We start from the raw sequence: 17,883 nt of genomic DNA, 5'->3' as shown, positions 1-17,883 counted from the left end.
AGCGAGCCCCCCCCCCCCCCCCCCCGCCGCCGCCCCCCCCCCCCCCCCCGGCGGGCGCCCCCCCCGCGCCCCCCCCGCCCCCCCCACGGTCCATGAGGTCACCACGCTGAGGACCGGCCATGGGTCGCCGTCAGGCCCCGGAGGATTTCCGCGACCGCCAGAACCACAACCCCCCGGCGACGGCCGCAGCGACGACGACGGCGACCGCGACGATGAGCCCTGTCGACGTCCCCGTGTCGTCCTGGGACGCCGCCGGCTCCGGGTCGGCGGCCTGCGCCTCAGATGGGCTGGAGGCAGTGGCCGGGCTCGACGAACTCGACGACTCGGTCGGCGGAGCCGACGACGCCGCGCCCGGAGGCGCGGGCGCGACGGTGATGGTCGGGGCAGGGTTCTCGGGCTCCGGGTTGTCGGCCGCAGGCAGCTCGATCCACGCGTCCTCGACGCCGTCGGAGTACCGCAGCAGGGTCTTGAACGGCAGCTCTGTCTGGTCCACCGGCAGCCGGTCGATCGTGATGCTGTACTCGAGGTCAACGCCCGGCCCGATGTCAGGACCGGCAACCTCGTACCCGTCGGAGGTCGGGGTCAGCACCCATCCGCCCGGCGCGCCCGCCAGACTCGTCGACTGCGGGGTCAGGCCCGCCGGGAGCTGCACCTTCGCGCTGACGATGCCGGCGGTCGTGGACTCGGCCGCTGCCGAGAAGACGACGGTCACCGGACCAGTGCCGGCCTGAGCGCCCTCGGCCGTCGCCTCTACATGGGCACTGGCCGACCCGGCACCGAGGAAGGTGAGGCCGACCGCGAGAGCGGCTGCGGGAAGAGCACGGCGGCTGAGTCGAGAACCTGAGGACATCACAGCTCCTTGGTCGTCCGTCGGCGTCGTGCGGTTCCCGCCCGCACGACGACGTCGGGAGATGTGCACCACAGATCAGCAGCCAAGGGTGACACCCCGAGCGGCCAGCCACGGTGCCGGGTTGACCCTGTTGGCATACAGGCCGCCGACGTGCGTCTCGATGTGCAGGTGCGGCCCCGTGGACTGCCCCCGGTTGCCGACAGCGGCGATCTGCTGGCCGGCGGCTACCTGTTGCCCGGCCCGGACGAAGTACTGGTTGATGTGCCCATAGACGGTGATGGTGCCGTCGGGGTGCTGGATGTACACGGCGAGGCCGAATCCGTTGGCGGGCCCGGCGTGCAGGACCACACCCCCCTCGGGCGCATAGATGGGCGTGCCGATGGGAGCGGCGATGTCGATTCCGTTGTGCTGGGCTCCGCTTCGGCTGCCGTAGCAGGACGTCAGCCGACCCGTGACCAAGGCGCTCAACCCCGCGCGCTCCTGGGCGATCTCCGTTCGGCGCTGCTCGTCGTAGGTGGCCGCGGGCTGCGCGGCCCCCTGGGCCGCCAGCAGCCGGATCTGGGCATCCCGCAGCTGCGCCTCGAGAGCCGCCTTCTGGCCCTCGGCGGCATCGAAGGCCTGCTGCGCGGCCGTCAGCTGCGCCTGCGCCTGGGCGTCGGCCGCAGCCGCGGCCTGCGCGGCTTCGTCCTGCGCGGCCAGTGCGGCGCCTGCCGCCTGCTGCGCCCGCTCCTGCCGCTCGCGGATCGCCTCGTACTGCGACAGCCGCTCCGCGCGCTCGTCGCCCAGGAGGTCGAGCGTCGCCGACCGCTCCAGGAACTCCTCCGGGCCGGCGGAGTCCAGCAGCGCTGCCGCCGCCCCCAGGGCGTCTGAGCCCATGTATGTCTCACGGGCGACGGACACGACGTCGCCCCGGGCCCGCTGCTCGTCGGCCTGGGCGACCTGGAGCTCCGCGGTCGCCGCGGCAGCGTCGGCCTGCGCGACACCGAGGGCCTCCTGGGCCACCCGCAGGGAGTCGGCGGTCGCCTCGGCCTCGACGGTCAACCGCTGCAACTCGTCTTCGGCCGCCTGCACGAAGCCGGAGATGCGCTCCACCTCGGCTACCAGCGCGTCGTAGTCCGACTGGCTCGCGGGGACCGAGCCGCCGGGAGCGGCCGCAGCGGGCGGTGCCGCGACAGCGAGCACCGTGAGAACAACGAGCAGAGCAGTGGTCAGTCCGATCCGGCCGCGGGTCCGCGCGGGAACCGGCGGACCGCCGCAACGAGCACCCCCACGGCGTCGGAAGAGCAGATGGATGGCATGCGTGAGCTCGTGGTGTGCAGTCGCCAAAACGGCGGCTCTCCGTTCTTCCTGGCGCCTACCGGGTTAGCTGACGGGTTCGGGCGGGAAGGCGCCCTACCCACGGCGTGGAGGCCGCGGGATTCACCCCAGGGACACGGGTCCCCGGCCCGGCCGCACCCTCAGGCGCGAACCGGCTCGGCGGGTCCGATCGAGGCCCTCGGTCGAGGAGCACGGCTCGGTCGGGCCGGACGGAACCGTAGTACGAAGCTGCTTAGTTGTCACGAGTCGATAACGGACCGGCCGCTCGGTCAGCTCAGGACACCCCGCCGTAGGAGTGCAGGCCGGTGGAGACAAGGTTCACGAAGAGCAGGTTGAACACCAGGCTCGCGAAGGCGACCACGTTGACCCAGGCCGCCGGGCGGCCACGCCAGCCGGCGGTCGTGCGCGCGTGCAGGTACGCGGCATAGAGCGCCCAGGAGATGAACGCCCACGTCTCCTTGGGGTCCCAGCCCCAGAACCGGCCCCACGCGCTCTCGGCCCAGATGGCGCCAGCGATGACGGCGAAGGTCCACACGGGGAATCCGAAGACGGCCGTCCGGTGCGCCACGCGGTCCAGCACCTGCGCGTCGGGCAAACGGGAGAGCAGCCCACCGGAGGACTCCTCCGCAGTGGACGCCGCCTGGTCTCGGCGCACGGCGACGAGATACAGAGCGCTCGCGACCGCGCTGACGATGTAGATCCCGAACGCGATGATGGCTGCAGAGACGTGCACCGCGAGCCAGTTGGATCGCAGGGCTGCGATCAGCGGCCCGGACTCTGCGTAGAGGTAGAGCCCGATGAGGACGAGTCCCAGGGCCGTCACGCCGAGGACGAACACCCCGATCCGCCGGACGGCGGGGACCCGGATCGCAAACAGCAGGTAGGCGACCACCCCGGCGAGGGCGGCTGCCGTGCCGAACTCGTACATGTTGCCCCACGGGACACGGCCCGTAGCGGCGGTCCGGGCGATGAGCACCCCGGCGTGCGCGATGAGCCCCACGGCGGTGAGCGCGACCCCGACCAGCCCCCAGCGGTCGCCGGTGGAATCCGCGACTACCTGGTCAGCGGGACCAGCAGCGGCCGCACCGACGTGCGCCGGCTCTCGACGCGACTCTTGCGACTGGCGGCCGAACGCCAGGAGCGCCGCGAAGGCGAGCGCGGCGAGCGCGTACACGACGATCGAGACGCTGAACAGCGTGTCGGACAGTGAAGAGAACTCGTCAGCGGTCACGGATCACCTCTCGGGCGTGGGCAGGAGGTCGAAGAGCGATGAGCGAGACGGCTCCGGAGGACCGGCGGTCCGCCGACGCGCGGAACCCCTGAGGTAGCGTCTCCTACGCTGGATCGTAGATGCCGCGCACCGGGTGACCTGACACCGCGCACCCGAGGCGGCGTGGCCGGCTTCGTCGCCCGACCCGAGTGAGGGACCGCTTGAGCCTCAACCTGAAGATCTCCGTTGCGCTGGTGGCCGCGTTTGCCGTCGGCGTCGCCGTCCTTCTCGGCGTGGGCCGCTCCGACGATGGGCCGGGCGGGACCTCGGGCGACGCGCCGGTGGTCCGCGAGGACAGCCACCGGCTTGCGACGGCAGCGGATGGTCGCGTGACCCTGGTCGAGTTCCTCGACTTCGAGTGCGAGAGCTGCGCGGCCGCCTATCCCTTCATCGAGGAGCTGCGACAGGAGTACGAGGGCCGGGTCACCTTCGTCGCCCGCTACTTCCCGCTGCCGGGACACGCCAACGCCGCGAACGCCGCCGTGGCGGTCGAGGCAGCTGCCCAGCAGGGCCGCTTCGAGGACATGTACCACCAGATGTTCGAGAGCCAGGCCGAATGGGGGGAACGCCAGGACTCACAGGCCGACGTGTTCCGCGGCTTCGCTGAAGACCTGGGCCTGGACATGGCCGCGTTCGACGCCGCGGTCGCGGATCCGGCGACGCTCGAGCGCGTGCAGCAGGACCGCGAGGACGGCATCGCCCTCGGCGTCGAAGGGACACCGACCTTCTTCCTCAACGGCGAGAGGCTCGACGTCACGTCGGCCGATGAGTTCATCGAGCGCATCGATGCCGCCCTCGCCGGCTGACACCCTGGCGGGCCCGGACGCCGACAGTCCAGGCACGCGGACCCGCTCCGCGCCGCAGGCCGTCCCCGGTGCACGGACCCAGGGCCGGAGCACGGCCGTCCTGCTCCTCCTGACCGGCGCCCTCGGGTTGATCGCGTCGTTCGTCCTGGCGGTCGAGAAGTACGCCGTCCTCGCCGACCCCGCCTACGTCCCCACCTGCAGCCTGAATCCCGTCATCAGTTGCGGCACGGTGATGTCGAGCCCGCAGGCCGAGCTGTTCGGCTTCCCCAATCCTCTGCTGGGGGTTGCCGGATTCAGCGTGCTCGTCACCTGTGGGGCGGTGATGATGGCGGGCGCCCGCCTACCGACCTGGTTCTGGTGGGGGCTGCAGATCGGCGTCACGGCCGGCGTCGTGCTCGTGCACTGGCTCATCTACACCAGCCTCTACCGCCTGGGTGCCCTGTGCCCGTACTGCATGGTCGTATGGGCGGTCACGATCGTCGCCTTCTGGTACGTGAGCCTGCACAACCTGCGAGCGGTGACCGCCCACCGAACCGATCGTCTGGCGCGTGCGATCCTCGTCGTCGAGCGGCATCACGGGGTCGTGCTCACCGTGTGGTTCCTGTCCATCGCGACCGCCATCGCCCAGCGGTTCTGGCTCTACTGGAGCACCCTCGTTGGCTGACACATCGCCTCGCCTCCGCGGGCTCGCCGCCCTCCTCGTCATCGCCGGGCTGATGCTCGGCGGCTGCTCGAATGGGACCTCCTCATCCGGCTCGGGGAATTCCGGCACGTTCGACTTCGCCGGCAACACCCCGCTGGGCGAGGTGATCCCGCCCGAGTCCCGGCAGACAGCGCCTGAGTTCTCCGGCGAGTACCTCGACGAGACCGCGTTCGACTCCTCGGACCTGACCGGCGACATCGCGGTGATCAACTTTTGGGGCTCCTGGTGTGCCCCGTGCCGGGTGGAGACGCCGGATTTCCAGGCGGTGCACGCAGAGGTCGCCGACCGTGGGGTGCAGTTCCTCGGCGTGGACGTGAAGGATCAGCGGCAACTGGCACAGGCGTTCCTGGACGATCTGGATGTCGAGTACCCGTCCCTGTTCGACCCACGAGGGGAGGTTGCGCTGGCCTTCCGCGGCTTCCCCGCCAACGTCGTCCCCAGCACGATCCTGCTCGACCGCCAGGGCAGGGTCGCTGCCGTCTACGTCGCGGTCGTTTCCCAGGACGACCTCCGCCGGGCTCTCGAGGCCCTGCTCGCCGAGGAGACGTCGGATGGGTGACCTCGGGGAGTCGCTCGCAGCGATCGTCAGCGACGGGTCCTTCCTCGCCGCCGCGGCGGTCGCCGCTCTCGTCGGTCTGGTGAGCTTCGCCTCGCCGTGCGTCCTCCCCCTCGTTCCCGGATACCTCGGCTACGTGGCCGGTCTGACCGGCGCACAGACCGCTGCGCCGGCCGCAGAAGCGGCACCCGGGCCCTCTGCCGCGGCGGCACAGACGTCGACCGCGGTCATGACGCCTGCTCGCCAGCGCCGCCGCGTCGTCGCCGGGGCCCTCCTGTTCGTCCTCGGCTTCACGCTCGTCTTCGTTTCGTTCGGAGCCCTCTTCGGCGGCCTCGGCCGTCTGATGCTGCAGTGGGCGCCGCTGCTCACCCGCCTGATGGGGATCGCCACCATCCTGATGGGGCTCACGTTCCTCGGCGGCCTGAGCTGGCTGCAGCGAGAACGACGCATCCACCGCCGTCCGCCGGCCGGACTGGTCGGCGCGCCTGTGCTCGGCGTCGTCTTCGGTCTGGGCTGGACGCCGTGTCTCGGCCCCACGTTGTCCGCGGTCAGCACGCTGGCCTACTCCGAGGCCTCCGCGCTTCGCGGAGCGGCGCTGGGGCTCGCCTACTGCCTGGGCTTGGGCATCCCCTTCGTGCTCGTCGCCCTCGGACTGCGTCGCGCCCTGACGCTGTCGACCTTCGCTCGCCGGCATGCGCGGTGGGTGATGCGGTTCGGAGGGGTCGTCCTCATCGTCCTCGGAATCCTGCTGGTCACCGGCGCCTGGGACCAGGTGATGATGTGGCTGCGTTCCTGGCTGGCCGCCAGCGGCTTCGGCACCTCGGCCCTCTGACGGGGCGAGCCTGCGGGCGACACGCCACTACTATGCAGCTTAGGTGACCGTCCGGTCACGCTGTGCTCTGATGACTCGGCACGCCAGAGGTCCGAGGCAAGGGGGCGGACAGCATGAGCCGGTGTTCCGCACGCCGTCCGCGTCGTGATGCGCCGCTCCTGCGCCAGAAGCCGCGACTCCTGCTGATGACCGTCGCGCTCGGGGGCCTCACCGCGAGCATGTGGGAGGGCGGCTGGCTCCTGGAGTCGCCGATCGCCCACGCACACACCCCGCCCGTGGTCACCGAGCACGTCGAAGGGGTTACCGACGTCCTGGCGGAGCCGGATGCCCGCCCGCAGATCAGCGAGGTGGAGCTGCTGGAGCGCCAGGGACAACTGGCCGCGTCCCGCGCGGCCCGCGAGGAAGCTGCGCGGCCGGATGCGGTCCTCCCGCTGGACGGCCAGCTCACCAGTTCCTACGGCAGCCGGTGGGGCACGTTCCACTACGGCCTCGACCTCGCCGCCCCCATGCTCACGCCCGAGTACGCGGCCGCCGACGGCGTCGTCCTGCGCGCAGGGGCGGCTCAGGGGTTCGGCCTGGCCGTCTACATCCTCCACGACAACGGCGACGTCACCGTCTACGGCCACATGGAGGAGATCCTCGTGTCCGCGGGCGACACCGTCCGCGCCGGCGACACCATTGCACTCCTCGGCAACCGCGGTCAGTCGACAGGTCCGCACCTGCACTTCGAGGTCTTCGAGAACGGACTCGACGGCCGCCGCGTGGACCCGGCCCGGTGGCTCCGCGAGCGCGGTGTCGCCATCTAGTTGTAGTACCGCGGCCGTAAATCATCGCCCTGCCGATGCGGCACAGCCATCCGCCTTGGTGTCCCGAGCGGCAAACGCCGGGGGCCCCGGTCCACGAACTGCCGATGGATGTGACATGTGGTCTCTGAGATTCGCAGCGCTGACCGTCGTCGTCACAGCTGCGCTCACCGGGTGCTCGACCGACGACGTCGCTTCACAACCGTCATCCTCAGGAGCGACACAGGCCGCCGAAGGAACCGTCGCGCGGTCGCCTGCCACAGGGGAACCGTTCTCGCTCTACACGCACTGCGGCTTCGTCAACACCGAATACGCGGGACGCTTCTGGGTGGCGGACACGCCTGCGCCCACGCTGACTGTTCGGGCGGACGAGACGGGCCTCGTGACGATGGACGGATACACGGACGGGATCATGACCCGGGTCGGGGTCGACCGGCTGCGCTTCACCATCGATGATCCGTTCATCGAGGAGCAGGGCCTTTTCGTGGACTTCGTGCCCGGTAGTGAACCGACGTCACGATGCGAGTGACGTCCCCCCAGCCAGCCGGGACATGACTCCCTGAGCGGCGACAGGCCGCCGTCCGTCCTCATCCCTGTTGCGACAGCGCCGGCCCGCACGCTGCCAGGCGCGGTCAGTCCGCGGACACGGACGACCGCGGACCCTCGTGTCCCAGCACCTGCGCGTTGAGCTCAGCCAGGTAGGCGTTGTAGGCGGCGAGCTGCGGGTCGTTTGAAGTGTCGACTCGAGCCGGGCGGTAGAGCACCAGCGAGTTGCTCGGCTCTCCTGCATCGGGATCCCGCTCGGCCTCGACGCGCATCAGCTTGACGTAGAACCACACGCCCATGACGCCGAGGGTGGGCCACTGGAACGCATAGGAGACGTTCTGAGCACTCCAGCCCGAGGCCTCGGCACGCTGCCACTGCCACCACCCGAGCAACAGGGTGACGGCGAAGAGCACGACGACCACGAGGTGCATGAGCAGGTACCAGGGCCGCAGCAGCCGCGACCAGAGGAGAACCTCCTCGGCCTCCGCATCCAGGCCCTCCGGCGCGTCCGTCGCCATGCCCTGACCCCCTCCCATCCCGGGGTCCGGCCCCGGCCCCGAGCGACCTAGACTACTAACGTGCTTAGGCGACGCGGTGCCCGAGGAGTCCTGACCGCCCTGGCCGTTGTCGCCGTCGCCGCATCGGCCGCGGCATGCAGCGCCGAGGACGACAGCGGGCACGACGGGAGCCACGCCGCGGGCGTCTCCATCTCCACCGCCGCCGAGGACGGGCCCTACGCCGGGCGGGAGCTCGCCGAGCCGCTGCCTCGTCCGTCGTTCACCCTCACCGACCAGACGGGGGCTCCGTTCGACTTCGCGGCCCTGACTGCAGGTCAGCCGACGCTCCTCTTCTTCGGCTACGCCAACTGCCCCGACATCTGCCCCACCACGATGGCCGACGTCGCCTTGGCGCTGCGCGCCGTCCCCGACGACGTGGCGAGCCGGACGCGGGTGGTCTTCGTGACCACCGACCCGGCGAGGGATACCCCGGACTTCCTCCGCGACTACCTCGGCCAGTTCGACGGCAACCTCCCGAACGACTTCGTCGGGTTAACCGGGACGCTCGAGCAGGTCGAGGCCGCCCAGACCGCAGCCGGCGTCACGCTCGCCGAGGGGGACGGGACGATGCACGCGACGACGCTGCTGATGTTCGGGCCGGACGACGTGGCGCGCGTGGTCTTCGCCGCCGGCGACACCTCCGACGAGATCGCCCAGGACCTGGAGGTCGTAGCAGGTGGCTGAGTTCAGGCTTTTCTGAATTCAGCTTCGGCTGTACTGTCAGCGGCGTGATGCCACTGACGCATGCCGACGTGCTTGCGCGCTTCGGTCACGCCCTGTCGGACCCGACGCGCACGAAGCTGCTGCTCGCCTTGCGCGAGGCGCCGGGCTACCCCACGGAACTGGCGGCACTGGTGGGCGTCACCCGGCAGAACCTGTCCAACCATCTGGCGTGCCTACGGGGCTGCGGGCTGGTCGTCGCCGTGCCGGAGGGACGCCGCTCGCGCTACGAGCTGGCCGATCCGCGGCTGGCACACGCACTCGACGACCTCCTGGGCGTCGTGCTCGCCGTCGACCCGGACGCCTGCGCGGCGTCGGCGACCGAGGACTGCTGCTCATGAGCCTCCACCAGGCGCCGTCGACGGCCACTGGGGTGGCCTCCACCGCGGCCCGCCGTGACGTCTTGGCACGCCGGATCCGGCTTTTCGTCGCGCTGACCATCACCTACAACGTGATCGAGGCCGTCGTCGCGATCACCGCCGGAGCCAAGGCGTCGTCGTCGGCCCTGATCGGCTTCGGGCTCGACTCGATCATCGAGGTGTCCTCGGCCTTGGCGGTCGCATGGCAGTTCGCCGGCCGCGACCCGGAAGCTCGCGAGCGCGTCGCGCTGAGGGTCATCGCGGTGTCCTTCTTCGGGCTCGCGCTGTTCGTGACCGTCGACGCCACCCGGTCTCTCCTGAGCGGCGGGGAGGCCGACCACTCCACGGTCGGCCTCGTCCTGGCCGCCTTGAGCCTGGCGATCATGCCGGTGCTCTCCTACGCCCAGCGCCGCGCGGGGCGAGAGCTCGGCTCTGCCTCCGCCGTGGCCGATTCGAAGCAGACCCTGCTGTGCACGTACCTGTCCGCCGTCCTGTTGATCGGCTTGGCGCTCAACAGCCTGTTCGGCTGGTCCTGGGCCGACCCCATAGCGGCTCTCGTCATCGCCGGAGTCGCGCTGAAGGAAGGCCGCGAGGCTTGGCGGGGCGACTCGTGCTGCTCCCCCGCTGCTGCGCTGCGACCCTCCGCGGCTCCGGCGGAAGCGGCATGCGGATGCGCTCCCGGTTGTGCCTGCTGCTCGGAAGGGACCACGCCCTCATGACCGCCGTCGCGCTCGTCCTGTACCTGCTCGGCCTGGCCGTCGTCTTCGGCGTGCGTACCTGGCTGCAGATCCGACGCACAGGCAGTTCCGGCTTCCACGGCATCTCTGGTCGCCCCGGCTCGCTGCGCTGGTTCGCCGGCGTCCTGTTCGTCTTCGCGCTGGTGCTGGAGGCGGCAGCCCTCGCCCTCGCCACCCTCGGGGTCCACGCGCCGCCGGACGGTCCCGCGCTCGACGGCCTCGCCTGGGGCGGGCTGGTGGTCGCGGTGCTCGGCTTCCTCGCCGTGCTGGCCGCCCAGAGCGGGATGGGTGCCTCCTGGCGGATCGGCGTGGACGAGTCCGAGCGCACGGCCCTGGTCACCGACGGCGTCTTCGGCGTCGTGCGGAACCCGATCTTCACTGCGATGGTCGCCGCGCAGCTGGGGCTGGCCTTGATGGTGCCCACCTGGCTGTCGGCGGCGGCGCTGCTCTGCCTGGTCATCGCCGTGGAGATGCAGGTCCGTCTCATCGAGGAGCCCTACCTCGCGCAGGTGCACGGGCCCACCTACCGCGACTACGCGGCCCGGACCGGACGCTTCGTGCCCGCCGTCGGCCGGGCCTCGCGAGCGGGGACGACGGCGGTGGCCCGATGAGCGGCGGGCACTCGCACGACCACGACCACGGAGCCGCCGATCCCGCTCAGCACCGCCGGCGGCTGGCCATCGTGCTCGGCCTCACCGCGACCGTCCTGGTCGTGGAGGTCATCGGCGCACTGATCTCCGGCAGCCTCGCTCTCCTCGCCGACGCCGGGCACATGCTCACCGACTCCGCCGGGCTCGCCATCGCGCTGATCGCGGCAACGCTGGCGGCGCGCCCCGCCACGGCCAGGCGCACGTGGGGCTACCGCCGGGCAGAAGTGCTGGGCGCCACCGTGCAGGCCGCGGCCCTCCTCGCCGTCGGCGCGTACATCCTCGTCGAGGGCATCCGACGGCTGTTCGACCCCCCGGAGATCGCCTCCGGCGCCGTCATCGTCTTCGGCGTCGTGGGCCTGGTGGCCAACGCGATCGGCATCGTCGTCCTGACCCGGGGAGGGCGCAGCGACAACGTCAACATGCGCGCGGCCTTTCTCGAGGTCCTCAACGACACGCTCGGCTCGGTCGCCGTGCTCGCGGCCGCAGTCGTCATCGCGCTCACGGGCTGGCAGCAGGCTGACGCGGTGGCTTCCCTGCTCATCGCCGTCCTGATCATCCCCCGCACCCTCAAGCTCCTCCGGGAGACCGTCTCGGTGCTGCTGGAGAGCACCCCCCCGGGGCTCGACCTGGAGGACGTCCGCGCGCACCTGCTGGCCCTCCCGCACGTGCGCGAGGTCCACGACCTGCACGCATCGCAGATCACGAGCGGGCTGCCGGTCCTGACGGCTCACGTGGTGGTGGACGATTCGTGCTTCTACGACGGTCACGCCGGGCAGATCCTCGACCAGCTACAGGGCTGCCTGACCGAGCACTTCCCGATCAGCGTGGAGCACTCCACGTTCCAGCTGGAGAGCCCCGCGCACGCCGCCCACGAGCTGGCAGCGCATGACTGACGTCGCCTGGCGTCACGCCGCGGCGACGGTCATCGTGCCGATCTGCCCGAGGGCGACGTGGAATGAGCACTCGTACTGGTAGTCGCCGGGCTGATCGACGGCGAACTCGATGGTCTCGGACTCGCCGGCGTTGAGGATCGGGATCTCCTCCTCGATCGGCACAGGGCCGCCACCAGGGGTGAACCGGATGTTGTGGACGAGGTCGCGGGCCTCGCTCGTCAGTGTCAGCCGGACACGTCCTGGTGCGACGCGGAAAGCGTCCGGCAGGAAGACGTAGTCGTCCCCGACGACGAGGGTGATCTCCTGGGTGCCGTCCGACCCTACGACGACCGTGCCCGCGGCATCGGCCTCCGGTGATGACCCCGAGCCGCCTGCGTCCTCGCCGCCGCATCCCGCCAGCGCCACAGCGCTCAAGCCGGCCACTCCCCCGACAAGCAGAGTTCGCCGCGAGAAGCGGCGCAGGTCGCGGTCGCCCTTCTCGGCGGCCGCGGCAGCTCCGGAGGTCACGGGATGTTGCACAGGTCGCTCAAGGCGGCGCAGATCGTGGGGTAGGCCGCGAGGAACACGGGCATCACCGTGATGGCCAGGGCACTGAAGGCGCCCAGGCGGTGGCGCCAGGGCGTCATCGGGGGCCCGGGCGCGAGGAGCCGCTTGACCCGAAGCGCCGCGGCGTCCTGCGCCATGGCCAGCGCCGCAGTCGGCGCGCGCATCTCGGCCAGGCTGACGATGGCCGACGCCACGCTGATCCGACCGACCTCACGAGCCGCTGCGTCGTCGGCGAGCAGCTCGATCAACTGCCTGGTGTGGATCGCCGCAACGGGGAAGAGCCGCACCCGCGGAAAGGCGCGGGCGAGCACCTCGGACAGCGCGATGGCTGCGTTGTGGCGGCCGCGCAGGTGCGCGGCCTCGTGGGCCAGGACACCGTCCAGCTCGGTCGTCGACAGCCGTTCCAGTGCCCCTCGCGTGACGACGATCTGGCTCGTGCGGCCGGGCACGCAGAACGCCGCCGGTGCGGCTGCGTCGAGGACGACCATGCCGTGCTCCGGGTCCGGTTCCGTGACGAGGTCGAGCGAGCGGTGCAAGTTCCGACGGCGACGCCATCCTCCGATGAGGACGCGGAGCGCGCAGAAGCCGATCCACGCAGGGAGGACGCCGGCCAGCAGGGCGCCGACCAACTTTCCGGGGAGGAACTCCGCGGCACCGTAGGCGCTCGCCACGCTGATCGCGCAGGCGTGCACGATGTCGCCCAGGTCATGAGCCAGCGCGGTGATGGGGATCAGCATGGTCACGCCGGCCAGGACCACTGCCAGCACGGCGCTCACCGTCACTGCCTGCCAGGTGAGGATGGCCAGCCTGGGCGCCTGGTGCGTCCAGGGTGCACTGGCCAGCCGCGGGCCGAGCACGAGCAGTGTCAGGCCGATCGCAAGGAGGGACAGACTGGCGATCACGAGCCACCGCCTCCGGAGGCCGGGTCGTCGGCCTGCCGTGCGGCTTCGACAGCGGACCGGAGCTGCGCCACGCTGGCCGAGTCCAGGTCGGCGACGAAGTGCATGAGGACCTCCTGCCGGTCGCCCGCCTCCTCGAGGACGTCCTGCAGCAGCAACGCGGCGTGCTCGGCCTTGGTGCGCACGGGCCGGTACAGCCAGGCGCGTCCGCTCATCTCCCGGCTCACCTGTCCCTTGCGGTGCAGGTTGTCCATCACCGTCATCACGGTGGTGTAGGCCAGGGTGCGCGAGCCGTTGAGCGACGCCAGGACCTCTCGGACGGTGGCGGGCTGACCGCGCTCCCACAGGTCCCGCATGATGGCCGCTTCCAGGTCCCCGAACGGTCGCATCAACTTCCCTTCCTCACCGGAACCCTCGGCCCTCGTGCGCGAGCATGACAGTTGCCCCCGAAGCGCCAGGACCGCGGCTCGTCATCACTCACCGCACTACTATGCAGCCTAGGCGGCGACCCCTCCTCTCTCCCGCTCGGACGGCCGTCGGGCTTCGGACGAAAGCGTCACTGCACCCCAGCGCACGGGTCCACGCTCCGGCGCAGCACTTCACCTACCGTGATCGGGTGAGTTCATTGCGCAGTCGGGCCGTCGTGCCGCGTCGTCTCGCCGTTGTCCTCGCGGCCATGGTCGTTGCGGTGCTGATGAGCGCCGGCCCAGCGGCCGCGCACACCGATCGCGGGCGAGCCGGAAGCGATTACGCCGGCCGCGTGCTCGGGATCTCCGCGCCGATGCCCGGCGTGACGCTGCAGGTGACCGAGTTCGGAGACAGTCTCGAACTGCTGAACGGCTCATCGACCACGGTGACCGTGTACGGCTACTCCGACGAGGAGTACCTGCGGATCGGTCCCGATGGCGTCTGGCGCAACGCGAGCAGCCCGGCCACGTACCTCAATCTGGCGCGCGACGGACAGGTTAGCGCGCCCGACGGAGTCGATCCACGAGCCGAACCGGACTGGCAGCGCGTGTCCACGCAACCTCGGTATTCCTGGCACGACCACCGCACGCACTGGATGCTCGACAGCCTCCCGCCACAGGTCGCCGCGGACCCGGACTCCGAGCACACGATCATCGAGTGGCAGCTGCCGCTGACCTACGGCGACACCCCGGTCGTCGTCGACGGAGAGCTCACCTGGTCTCCCCCACCCTCGGGTTTCGTCTGGTGGCCGCTGTACCTGCTGATCATGACCGCCGGCGCCGTCGCCGGATTCCGCGGCAGCACACCCAGACCGCTGGCCGCCCTGCTGGCCACCGCTACGGTTGCCGCAATTTGGCACCTCTTCGCGACACCCCAGTCCGGACTCACCTCGACGGATAGGGCGCTCGCCCTCGGCCAGGCCTCGCTGCCCACACTGGCCCTGACCGGGGTGACGGTCATCGCCGTCCGCGCCGCCCTGCGCGGAAACGGACTGCTGGCCGGGATGCTCGCGGCCGTGGTCGGCTTCATGCACCTCGTCCAGGGACTGCCCGACATGGACGCCCTGTGGAGCGCCAACATCATCACGGGCGGTCCGCCAGCACTGGCACGGATCTCCGTGGCACTGCTGATCTTCGGCGGGCTGGGGCTGATGCTGGGCTCGATCGGCGCCGTCCGCCGGTTCCGTCCAGCGACGGCAGAGGTGGCACAGCCGCTGGCTGCCACAGCCGCCGCCGGCGTGTGAGCCCACTGGACGGCTGAGGCGCACCCGCGACTGGCGCGCCGGCCGTCGATCGTCGCCTGTTTGACACCGCGCCACTGGTCGCCGCATCGGGCCGCGACTACGGTGCCGGCCGGTCACGCGACCGACGTCCGCCTGGTCGGCAAGGCGAGAGGCGGGAGACCGAATGGAGGCGGACGTGCTCGTGAAGATCACCATCGTGCTGCCGCTCGGTGGACCAGGCCCGCGAGGCGGTGTTGACCTCCCGGCTGTTGAGGCACGTGTCCTGGCCCCTGGTGCGGTTAAGACCGGTCGACCCATCCGAGTTGCCGCCGACCTGGAGCGTCGGGGACTACCTGGTGGAGATGCGGATGCTGGGTTGGATACCTCTCGGTAGGCAGACCATCTCGATCACGTTCCCGGCCACGACCCCGAACCGAGTGCTGCTCCGGGACAACGGCTCAGGCCAGCTGCTTCGCCGCTGGGATCACTTGATCACCATCGAGCCAGACGTCGAGCCGGGCAGGGCCAGGTACACCGACCGCGTCGACGTCGCGGCCGGCCCGTTCACACCGGTCGCCTGGGCGATGGCGCAGGTCTTGTATCGATGGCGGCAGCATCGTTGGCGCCGCCTCGCCGCACGGGGCTTCGAGTACCAGGACAGGTCCACGTCATCGGTCGAAAGCGGTTCCTGACAGCCCACAGGACGTGACCGCATACCTCCCTGGGTGCCCGGGGATCTCCGAGGGCCCCCGTCCTGGCGCTCGTCACGGCCGCGGTGTGTCGGCGATCAGGCAGACGCCAGGGAACGGGCTCTACCCAGGCGAGGACCGCCGACCTTCCCTGCAACTACGCCGGCTAGTAGCTTGGCCCTCCGCGACGCCGGTTCGGCACCCTCATCGCAGAACACCTCCCGCCGGTCGGCGTCATGGCTGTTCGCCCAAGTCACGAGGAGTCGTGATGGCCCAATTCCCTGCGGACCTGCCGATCACCTGGCTGTGGGCAGTGGTCGCACTCGACGTGATTGCGCTGCTCGTCGTGGGGCGCGACCTCCTGAGGAGAGGCAGCAGACGCCCGAGAGGCGCGTCACCGAGTGCCGTCAGCTCTCGCATGGGAAGCCGGAACTACGACGCGCGATCCTGACCGTCGAGGATGAGCAATGGCGGCACCCCCATGTGCCGTCGCGACATTTCGACGCGTCGTCCGTAGACGGTGCCTGCCAGTCACCGCGGCGACGCCCCAGCACCGCACGGCAGTAGACGTCCCACCGAGCTCGAGCACATCCTCCTACGACCGCTAGTAGCCTCGTTGGGGATCGTGCTGCACCGGCTCCATGCGGGGCCACATCTGCCAGGGGGTTCGCGGTGTCCGACGGCGCATCGGCGTCCGAGGGAATCGGCGACCCGGCTGGGCCGGGACTGTCACGCCGGCGGCTCTTCGGCTTCGCTGGCCTCGGCGCCGCGGGATTGCTGGCGTCCGGCACCGCCGGCGGGCTCGTGGGCCGGGCCACGGCCGGAGAACCGATCACGCCCTCCGGATCTGCAGCCGCGGAGTACGACCCAACGGGGGCAGTCCGGTTCACCGGTACCCATCAGGCGGGCATCGTCACCGCGGCGCAGGACCGACTGCACTTCGTGGCTTTCGATGTCGTCACCGAGAGCCGCGCGGAGCTCGCCACGCTGCTTCAGGACTGGACCGCCGTGGCTGCCCGTTTGACCGCTGGGGAGGTTGGCGGTCCGGACGACAGCGGCGAGGCCCAAGGGCTACCACCATCCGGCCTGACCCTGACCATCGGGTTCGGGCCAACGCTGTTCACCAGGTCTGACGGCGTTGACCGGTTCGGCCTGGCCCCGCACCGCCCGCCTGCACTGACCGAGCTACCGGTCTTCCCGGGCGACCGCATCGACCCGGCGATCAGCGGCGGGGATCTGTGTGTCCAGGCGTGCGCCAACGATCCGCAGGTCGCCGTCCATGCCGTGCGCAGTCTCGTCCGGCGGGGAGCCGGGGTCGTTCGGCCGCGCTGGACGCAACTGGGCTTCGGGCGGACGTCGTCCACCAGTTCGGCGCAGGCCACACCGCGCAACCTGCTCGGCTTCAAGGACGGCACGGCCAACCTGAGGGCTGAGAACGAGGTCGGGCTGGACCGTTTCGTCTGGGTCGGGGACGACGACGTCGACTGGCTGCGCGGCGGCTCGTACCTGGTGACACGGCGCATTCGCATGCTGATCGAGGACTGGGACGCAGTGCCCGCCGCGACGCAAGAAGCCGTCATCGGGCGGACGAAGGGCACCGGTGCCCCGTTGGGGCAGCGCGAGGAGTTCGACCCGATCGACTTCGCCGCGGTCCGCGATGGCCGCCCTGCCATCCCCCGCGACTCGCACGTCTTCCTGTCCAACCCCAGCAATGCCGGCACCGCGATACTGCGGCGCGGCTACAGCTTCGTCGAAGGCATGGACGACTCAGGCCGCCTCGATGCCGGGCTGTTCTTCATCGCCTACCAGCGCAATCCGGAGTCCGGCTTCGTCCAGGTCCAGCGCGCACTGGCCGGCGATGCTCTGAATGCGTTCGTCCAGCACACGTCCTCAGGTGTCTTCGCCTGCCCACCGGGGGTACGCGACGCCGAGGACTGGTGGGGGCGGGCGCTGTTCGCAGACTGATTCCTCGCTCAAACGAGCGCCGCACTCCACGGACGGGAACGAAGCGTGATCTCCTCGCGCCACATTGCCGTCGACCTCGCCCCCCGGGGCACTGCGCGGCTTGTTCAGCGCCGGCGTTGTCCGACTCCTGAGCGTCGCCGCCCTACACCGACGGGCGTCGTGGTCTTGCCCGCCTCGTTGAGACTCAGACGAACGTGCGCGCCGCCGGCGCTCACGATCCTGTCAACGCCTTCGAGGCCCGTGTGCAACCGAACAACTTGATCTCTCCGCCACCAAGACCGTCGACGTCACGTCTAGAACCTCGTGCCTTGTCGCTCCGATCCGCCGTCGGCCTGAACCAGCACCGCCCTCAGCCATCCGGGCCTTCGGTCAGTCATGCGCGTGCAGCGGTTTACCGGCTCTTCACGATCGAGGGTGTAGTCGGGTCCTGAATCCGCCGGTCTCCAGCAGGCTCCTGGCGATGTAGTTGGTGAGGTTTCGGAAGCCGAGCGCGGA

General features: G+C 70.6%; 21 protein-coding genes and 1 riboswitch. Of the genes, 14 read left to right on the top strand and 7 right to left on the bottom strand.

Going from position 1 to position 17,883, the window contains the following annotated elements:
• Window positions 1–130 precede the first annotated feature (130 nt).
• The 3 genes from ACK586_RS18725 to ccsB all read right to left on the bottom strand — a co-directional run bounded on the left by ACK586_RS18725 (window position 131) and on the right by ccsB (window position 3,398).
• A complete protein-coding gene (locus ACK586_RS18725; RefSeq protein ID WP_409332012.1) occupies window positions 131–712 on the bottom strand; it encodes a DUF1775 domain-containing protein in 582 nt (193 codons plus the stop codon).
• A gap of 213 nt (window positions 713–925) precedes the next feature.
• Window positions 926–1,942: a M23 family metallopeptidase gene (locus ACK586_RS18720; protein ID WP_409332011.1), complete on the bottom strand. Its 1,017-nt coding sequence runs from the start codon at window positions 1,940–1,942 to the stop codon at window positions 926–928.
• A gap of 244 nt (window positions 1,943–2,186) precedes the next feature.
• Window positions 2,187–2,339: riboswitch (cyclic di-AMP (ydaO/yuaA leader) on the bottom strand.
• 102 nt (window positions 2,340–2,441) lie between these two features.
• Entirely contained in the window at window positions 2,442–3,398 is a 957-nt protein-coding gene (gene ccsB, locus ACK586_RS18715) for a c-type cytochrome biogenesis protein CcsB (RefSeq protein ID WP_409332010.1), read from the bottom strand.
• A gap of 200 nt (window positions 3,399–3,598) precedes the next feature.
• On the opposite strand from ccsB, the gene ACK586_RS18710 reads away from it, so the two are divergent.
• The 6 genes from ACK586_RS18710 to ACK586_RS18685 all read left to right on the top strand — a co-directional run bounded on the left by ACK586_RS18710 (window position 3,599) and on the right by ACK586_RS18685 (window position 7,666).
• Entirely contained in the window at window positions 3,599–4,243 is a 645-nt protein-coding gene (locus ACK586_RS18710; protein WP_409332009.1) for a DsbA family protein, read from the top strand.
• On the top strand, window positions 4,203–4,907 hold the full coding sequence (locus tag ACK586_RS18705) for a vitamin K epoxide reductase family protein (RefSeq protein ID WP_409332008.1): 705 nt from the start codon (window positions 4,203–4,205) through the stop codon (window positions 4,905–4,907). The genes ACK586_RS18710 and ACK586_RS18705 overlap by 41 nt, the downstream gene beginning before the upstream one ends.
• Before the next feature lie 52 nt (window positions 4,908–4,959).
• Window positions 4,960–5,505 (top strand): TlpA family protein disulfide reductase, encoded by a 546-nt coding sequence (locus tag ACK586_RS18700; protein ID WP_409332007.1) that lies wholly within the window; start codon window positions 4,960–4,962, stop codon window positions 5,503–5,505.
• A complete protein-coding gene (locus ACK586_RS18695; protein ID WP_409332006.1) occupies window positions 5,498–6,334 on the top strand; it encodes a cytochrome c biogenesis CcdA family protein in 837 nt (278 codons plus the stop codon). Before ACK586_RS18700 ends, ACK586_RS18695 begins: the two co-directional genes overlap by 8 nt.
• Before the next feature lie 185 nt (window positions 6,335–6,519).
• Complete coding sequence (locus tag ACK586_RS18690) at window positions 6,520–7,140, top strand: M23 family metallopeptidase (protein ID WP_409332005.1); 621 nt, start codon at window positions 6,520–6,522, stop codon at window positions 7,138–7,140.
• A 115-nt stretch (window positions 7,141–7,255) separates the two neighbouring features.
• Entirely contained in the window at window positions 7,256–7,666 is a 411-nt protein-coding gene (locus ACK586_RS18685) for a hypothetical protein (protein WP_409332004.1), read from the top strand.
• Between the two features lie 103 nt (window positions 7,667–7,769).
• Here ACK586_RS18685 and ACK586_RS18680 read toward each other — a convergent pair whose 3' ends face one another.
• Complete coding sequence (locus ACK586_RS18680; RefSeq protein WP_409332003.1) at window positions 7,770–8,201, bottom strand: metalloprotease; 432 nt, start codon at window positions 8,199–8,201, stop codon at window positions 7,770–7,772.
• A gap of 60 nt (window positions 8,202–8,261) precedes the next feature.
• Here ACK586_RS18680 and ACK586_RS18675 point away from each other — a divergent pair, with 60 nt between their 5' ends.
• The 5 genes from ACK586_RS18675 to ACK586_RS18655 are packed head-to-tail and all read left to right on the top strand — an operon-like array spanning window position 8,262 to window position 11,599.
• Window positions 8,262–8,924: an SCO family protein gene (locus ACK586_RS18675; RefSeq protein ID WP_409332002.1), complete on the top strand. Its 663-nt coding sequence runs from the start codon at window positions 8,262–8,264 to the stop codon at window positions 8,922–8,924.
• 47 nt (window positions 8,925–8,971) lie between these two features.
• Window positions 8,972–9,301, top strand: a complete 330-nt coding sequence (locus ACK586_RS18670; protein WP_409332001.1) for an ArsR/SmtB family transcription factor — start codon at window positions 8,972–8,974, stop codon at window positions 9,299–9,301.
• Window positions 9,298–10,038, top strand: a complete 741-nt coding sequence (locus ACK586_RS18665) for a cation diffusion facilitator family transporter (protein WP_409332000.1) — start codon at window positions 9,298–9,300, stop codon at window positions 10,036–10,038. The genes ACK586_RS18670 and ACK586_RS18665 overlap by 4 nt, the downstream gene beginning before the upstream one ends.
• Entirely contained in the window at window positions 10,035–10,667 is a 633-nt protein-coding gene (locus ACK586_RS18660) for a methyltransferase family protein (protein ID WP_409331999.1), read from the top strand. Before ACK586_RS18665 ends, ACK586_RS18660 begins: the two co-directional genes overlap by 4 nt.
• Window positions 10,664–11,599 (top strand): cation diffusion facilitator family transporter, encoded by a 936-nt coding sequence (locus tag ACK586_RS18655; protein WP_409331998.1) that lies wholly within the window; start codon window positions 10,664–10,666, stop codon window positions 11,597–11,599. The genes ACK586_RS18660 and ACK586_RS18655 overlap by 4 nt, the downstream gene beginning before the upstream one ends.
• A gap of 12 nt (window positions 11,600–11,611) precedes the next feature.
• Here ACK586_RS18655 and ACK586_RS18650 read toward each other — a convergent pair whose 3' ends face one another.
• From ACK586_RS18650 to ACK586_RS18640, 3 genes are all read right to left on the bottom strand, one after another.
• Window positions 11,612–12,004, bottom strand: a complete 393-nt coding sequence (locus tag ACK586_RS18650; RefSeq protein WP_409332030.1) for a plastocyanin/azurin family copper-binding protein — start codon at window positions 12,002–12,004, stop codon at window positions 11,612–11,614.
• A gap of 98 nt (window positions 12,005–12,102) precedes the next feature.
• Complete coding sequence (locus ACK586_RS18645) at window positions 12,103–13,047, bottom strand: M56 family metallopeptidase (protein WP_409331997.1); 945 nt, start codon at window positions 13,045–13,047, stop codon at window positions 12,103–12,105.
• Window positions 13,044–13,433, bottom strand: a complete 390-nt coding sequence (locus ACK586_RS18640; protein WP_409331996.1) for a BlaI/MecI/CopY family transcriptional regulator — start codon at window positions 13,431–13,433, stop codon at window positions 13,044–13,046. The genes ACK586_RS18645 and ACK586_RS18640 overlap by 4 nt, the downstream gene beginning before the upstream one ends.
• A 227-nt stretch (window positions 13,434–13,660) precedes the next feature.
• Between ACK586_RS18640 and ACK586_RS18635 the strand changes: the two genes are divergently transcribed.
• From ACK586_RS18635 to efeB, 3 genes are all read left to right on the top strand, one after another.
• Window positions 13,661–14,755: a hypothetical protein gene (locus ACK586_RS18635; RefSeq protein WP_409331995.1), complete on the top strand. Its 1,095-nt coding sequence runs from the start codon at window positions 13,661–13,663 to the stop codon at window positions 14,753–14,755.
• A gap of 209 nt (window positions 14,756–14,964) precedes the next feature.
• Window positions 14,965–15,426, top strand: a complete 462-nt coding sequence (locus ACK586_RS18630; protein WP_409331994.1) for a hypothetical protein — start codon at window positions 14,965–14,967, stop codon at window positions 15,424–15,426.
• A gap of 669 nt (window positions 15,427–16,095) precedes the next feature.
• The gene (gene efeB, locus ACK586_RS18625; protein WP_409331993.1) at window positions 16,096–17,388 is read left to right on the top strand and encodes an iron uptake transporter deferrochelatase/peroxidase subunit; all 1,293 of its coding nucleotides are present in this window, start codon (window positions 16,096–16,098) and stop codon (window positions 17,386–17,388) included.
• Window positions 17,389–17,883 lie beyond the last annotated feature (495 nt).

This window comes from Trujillonella humicola (assembly GCF_046233715.1).
Taxonomy (GTDB): Bacteria; Actinomycetota; Actinomycetes; order Mycobacteriales; family Geodermatophilaceae; genus Trujillonella; species Trujillonella humicola.
Note: the sequence above shows the minus strand (reverse complement) of the source record. Positions and strands in the feature narration are given on the sequence as shown.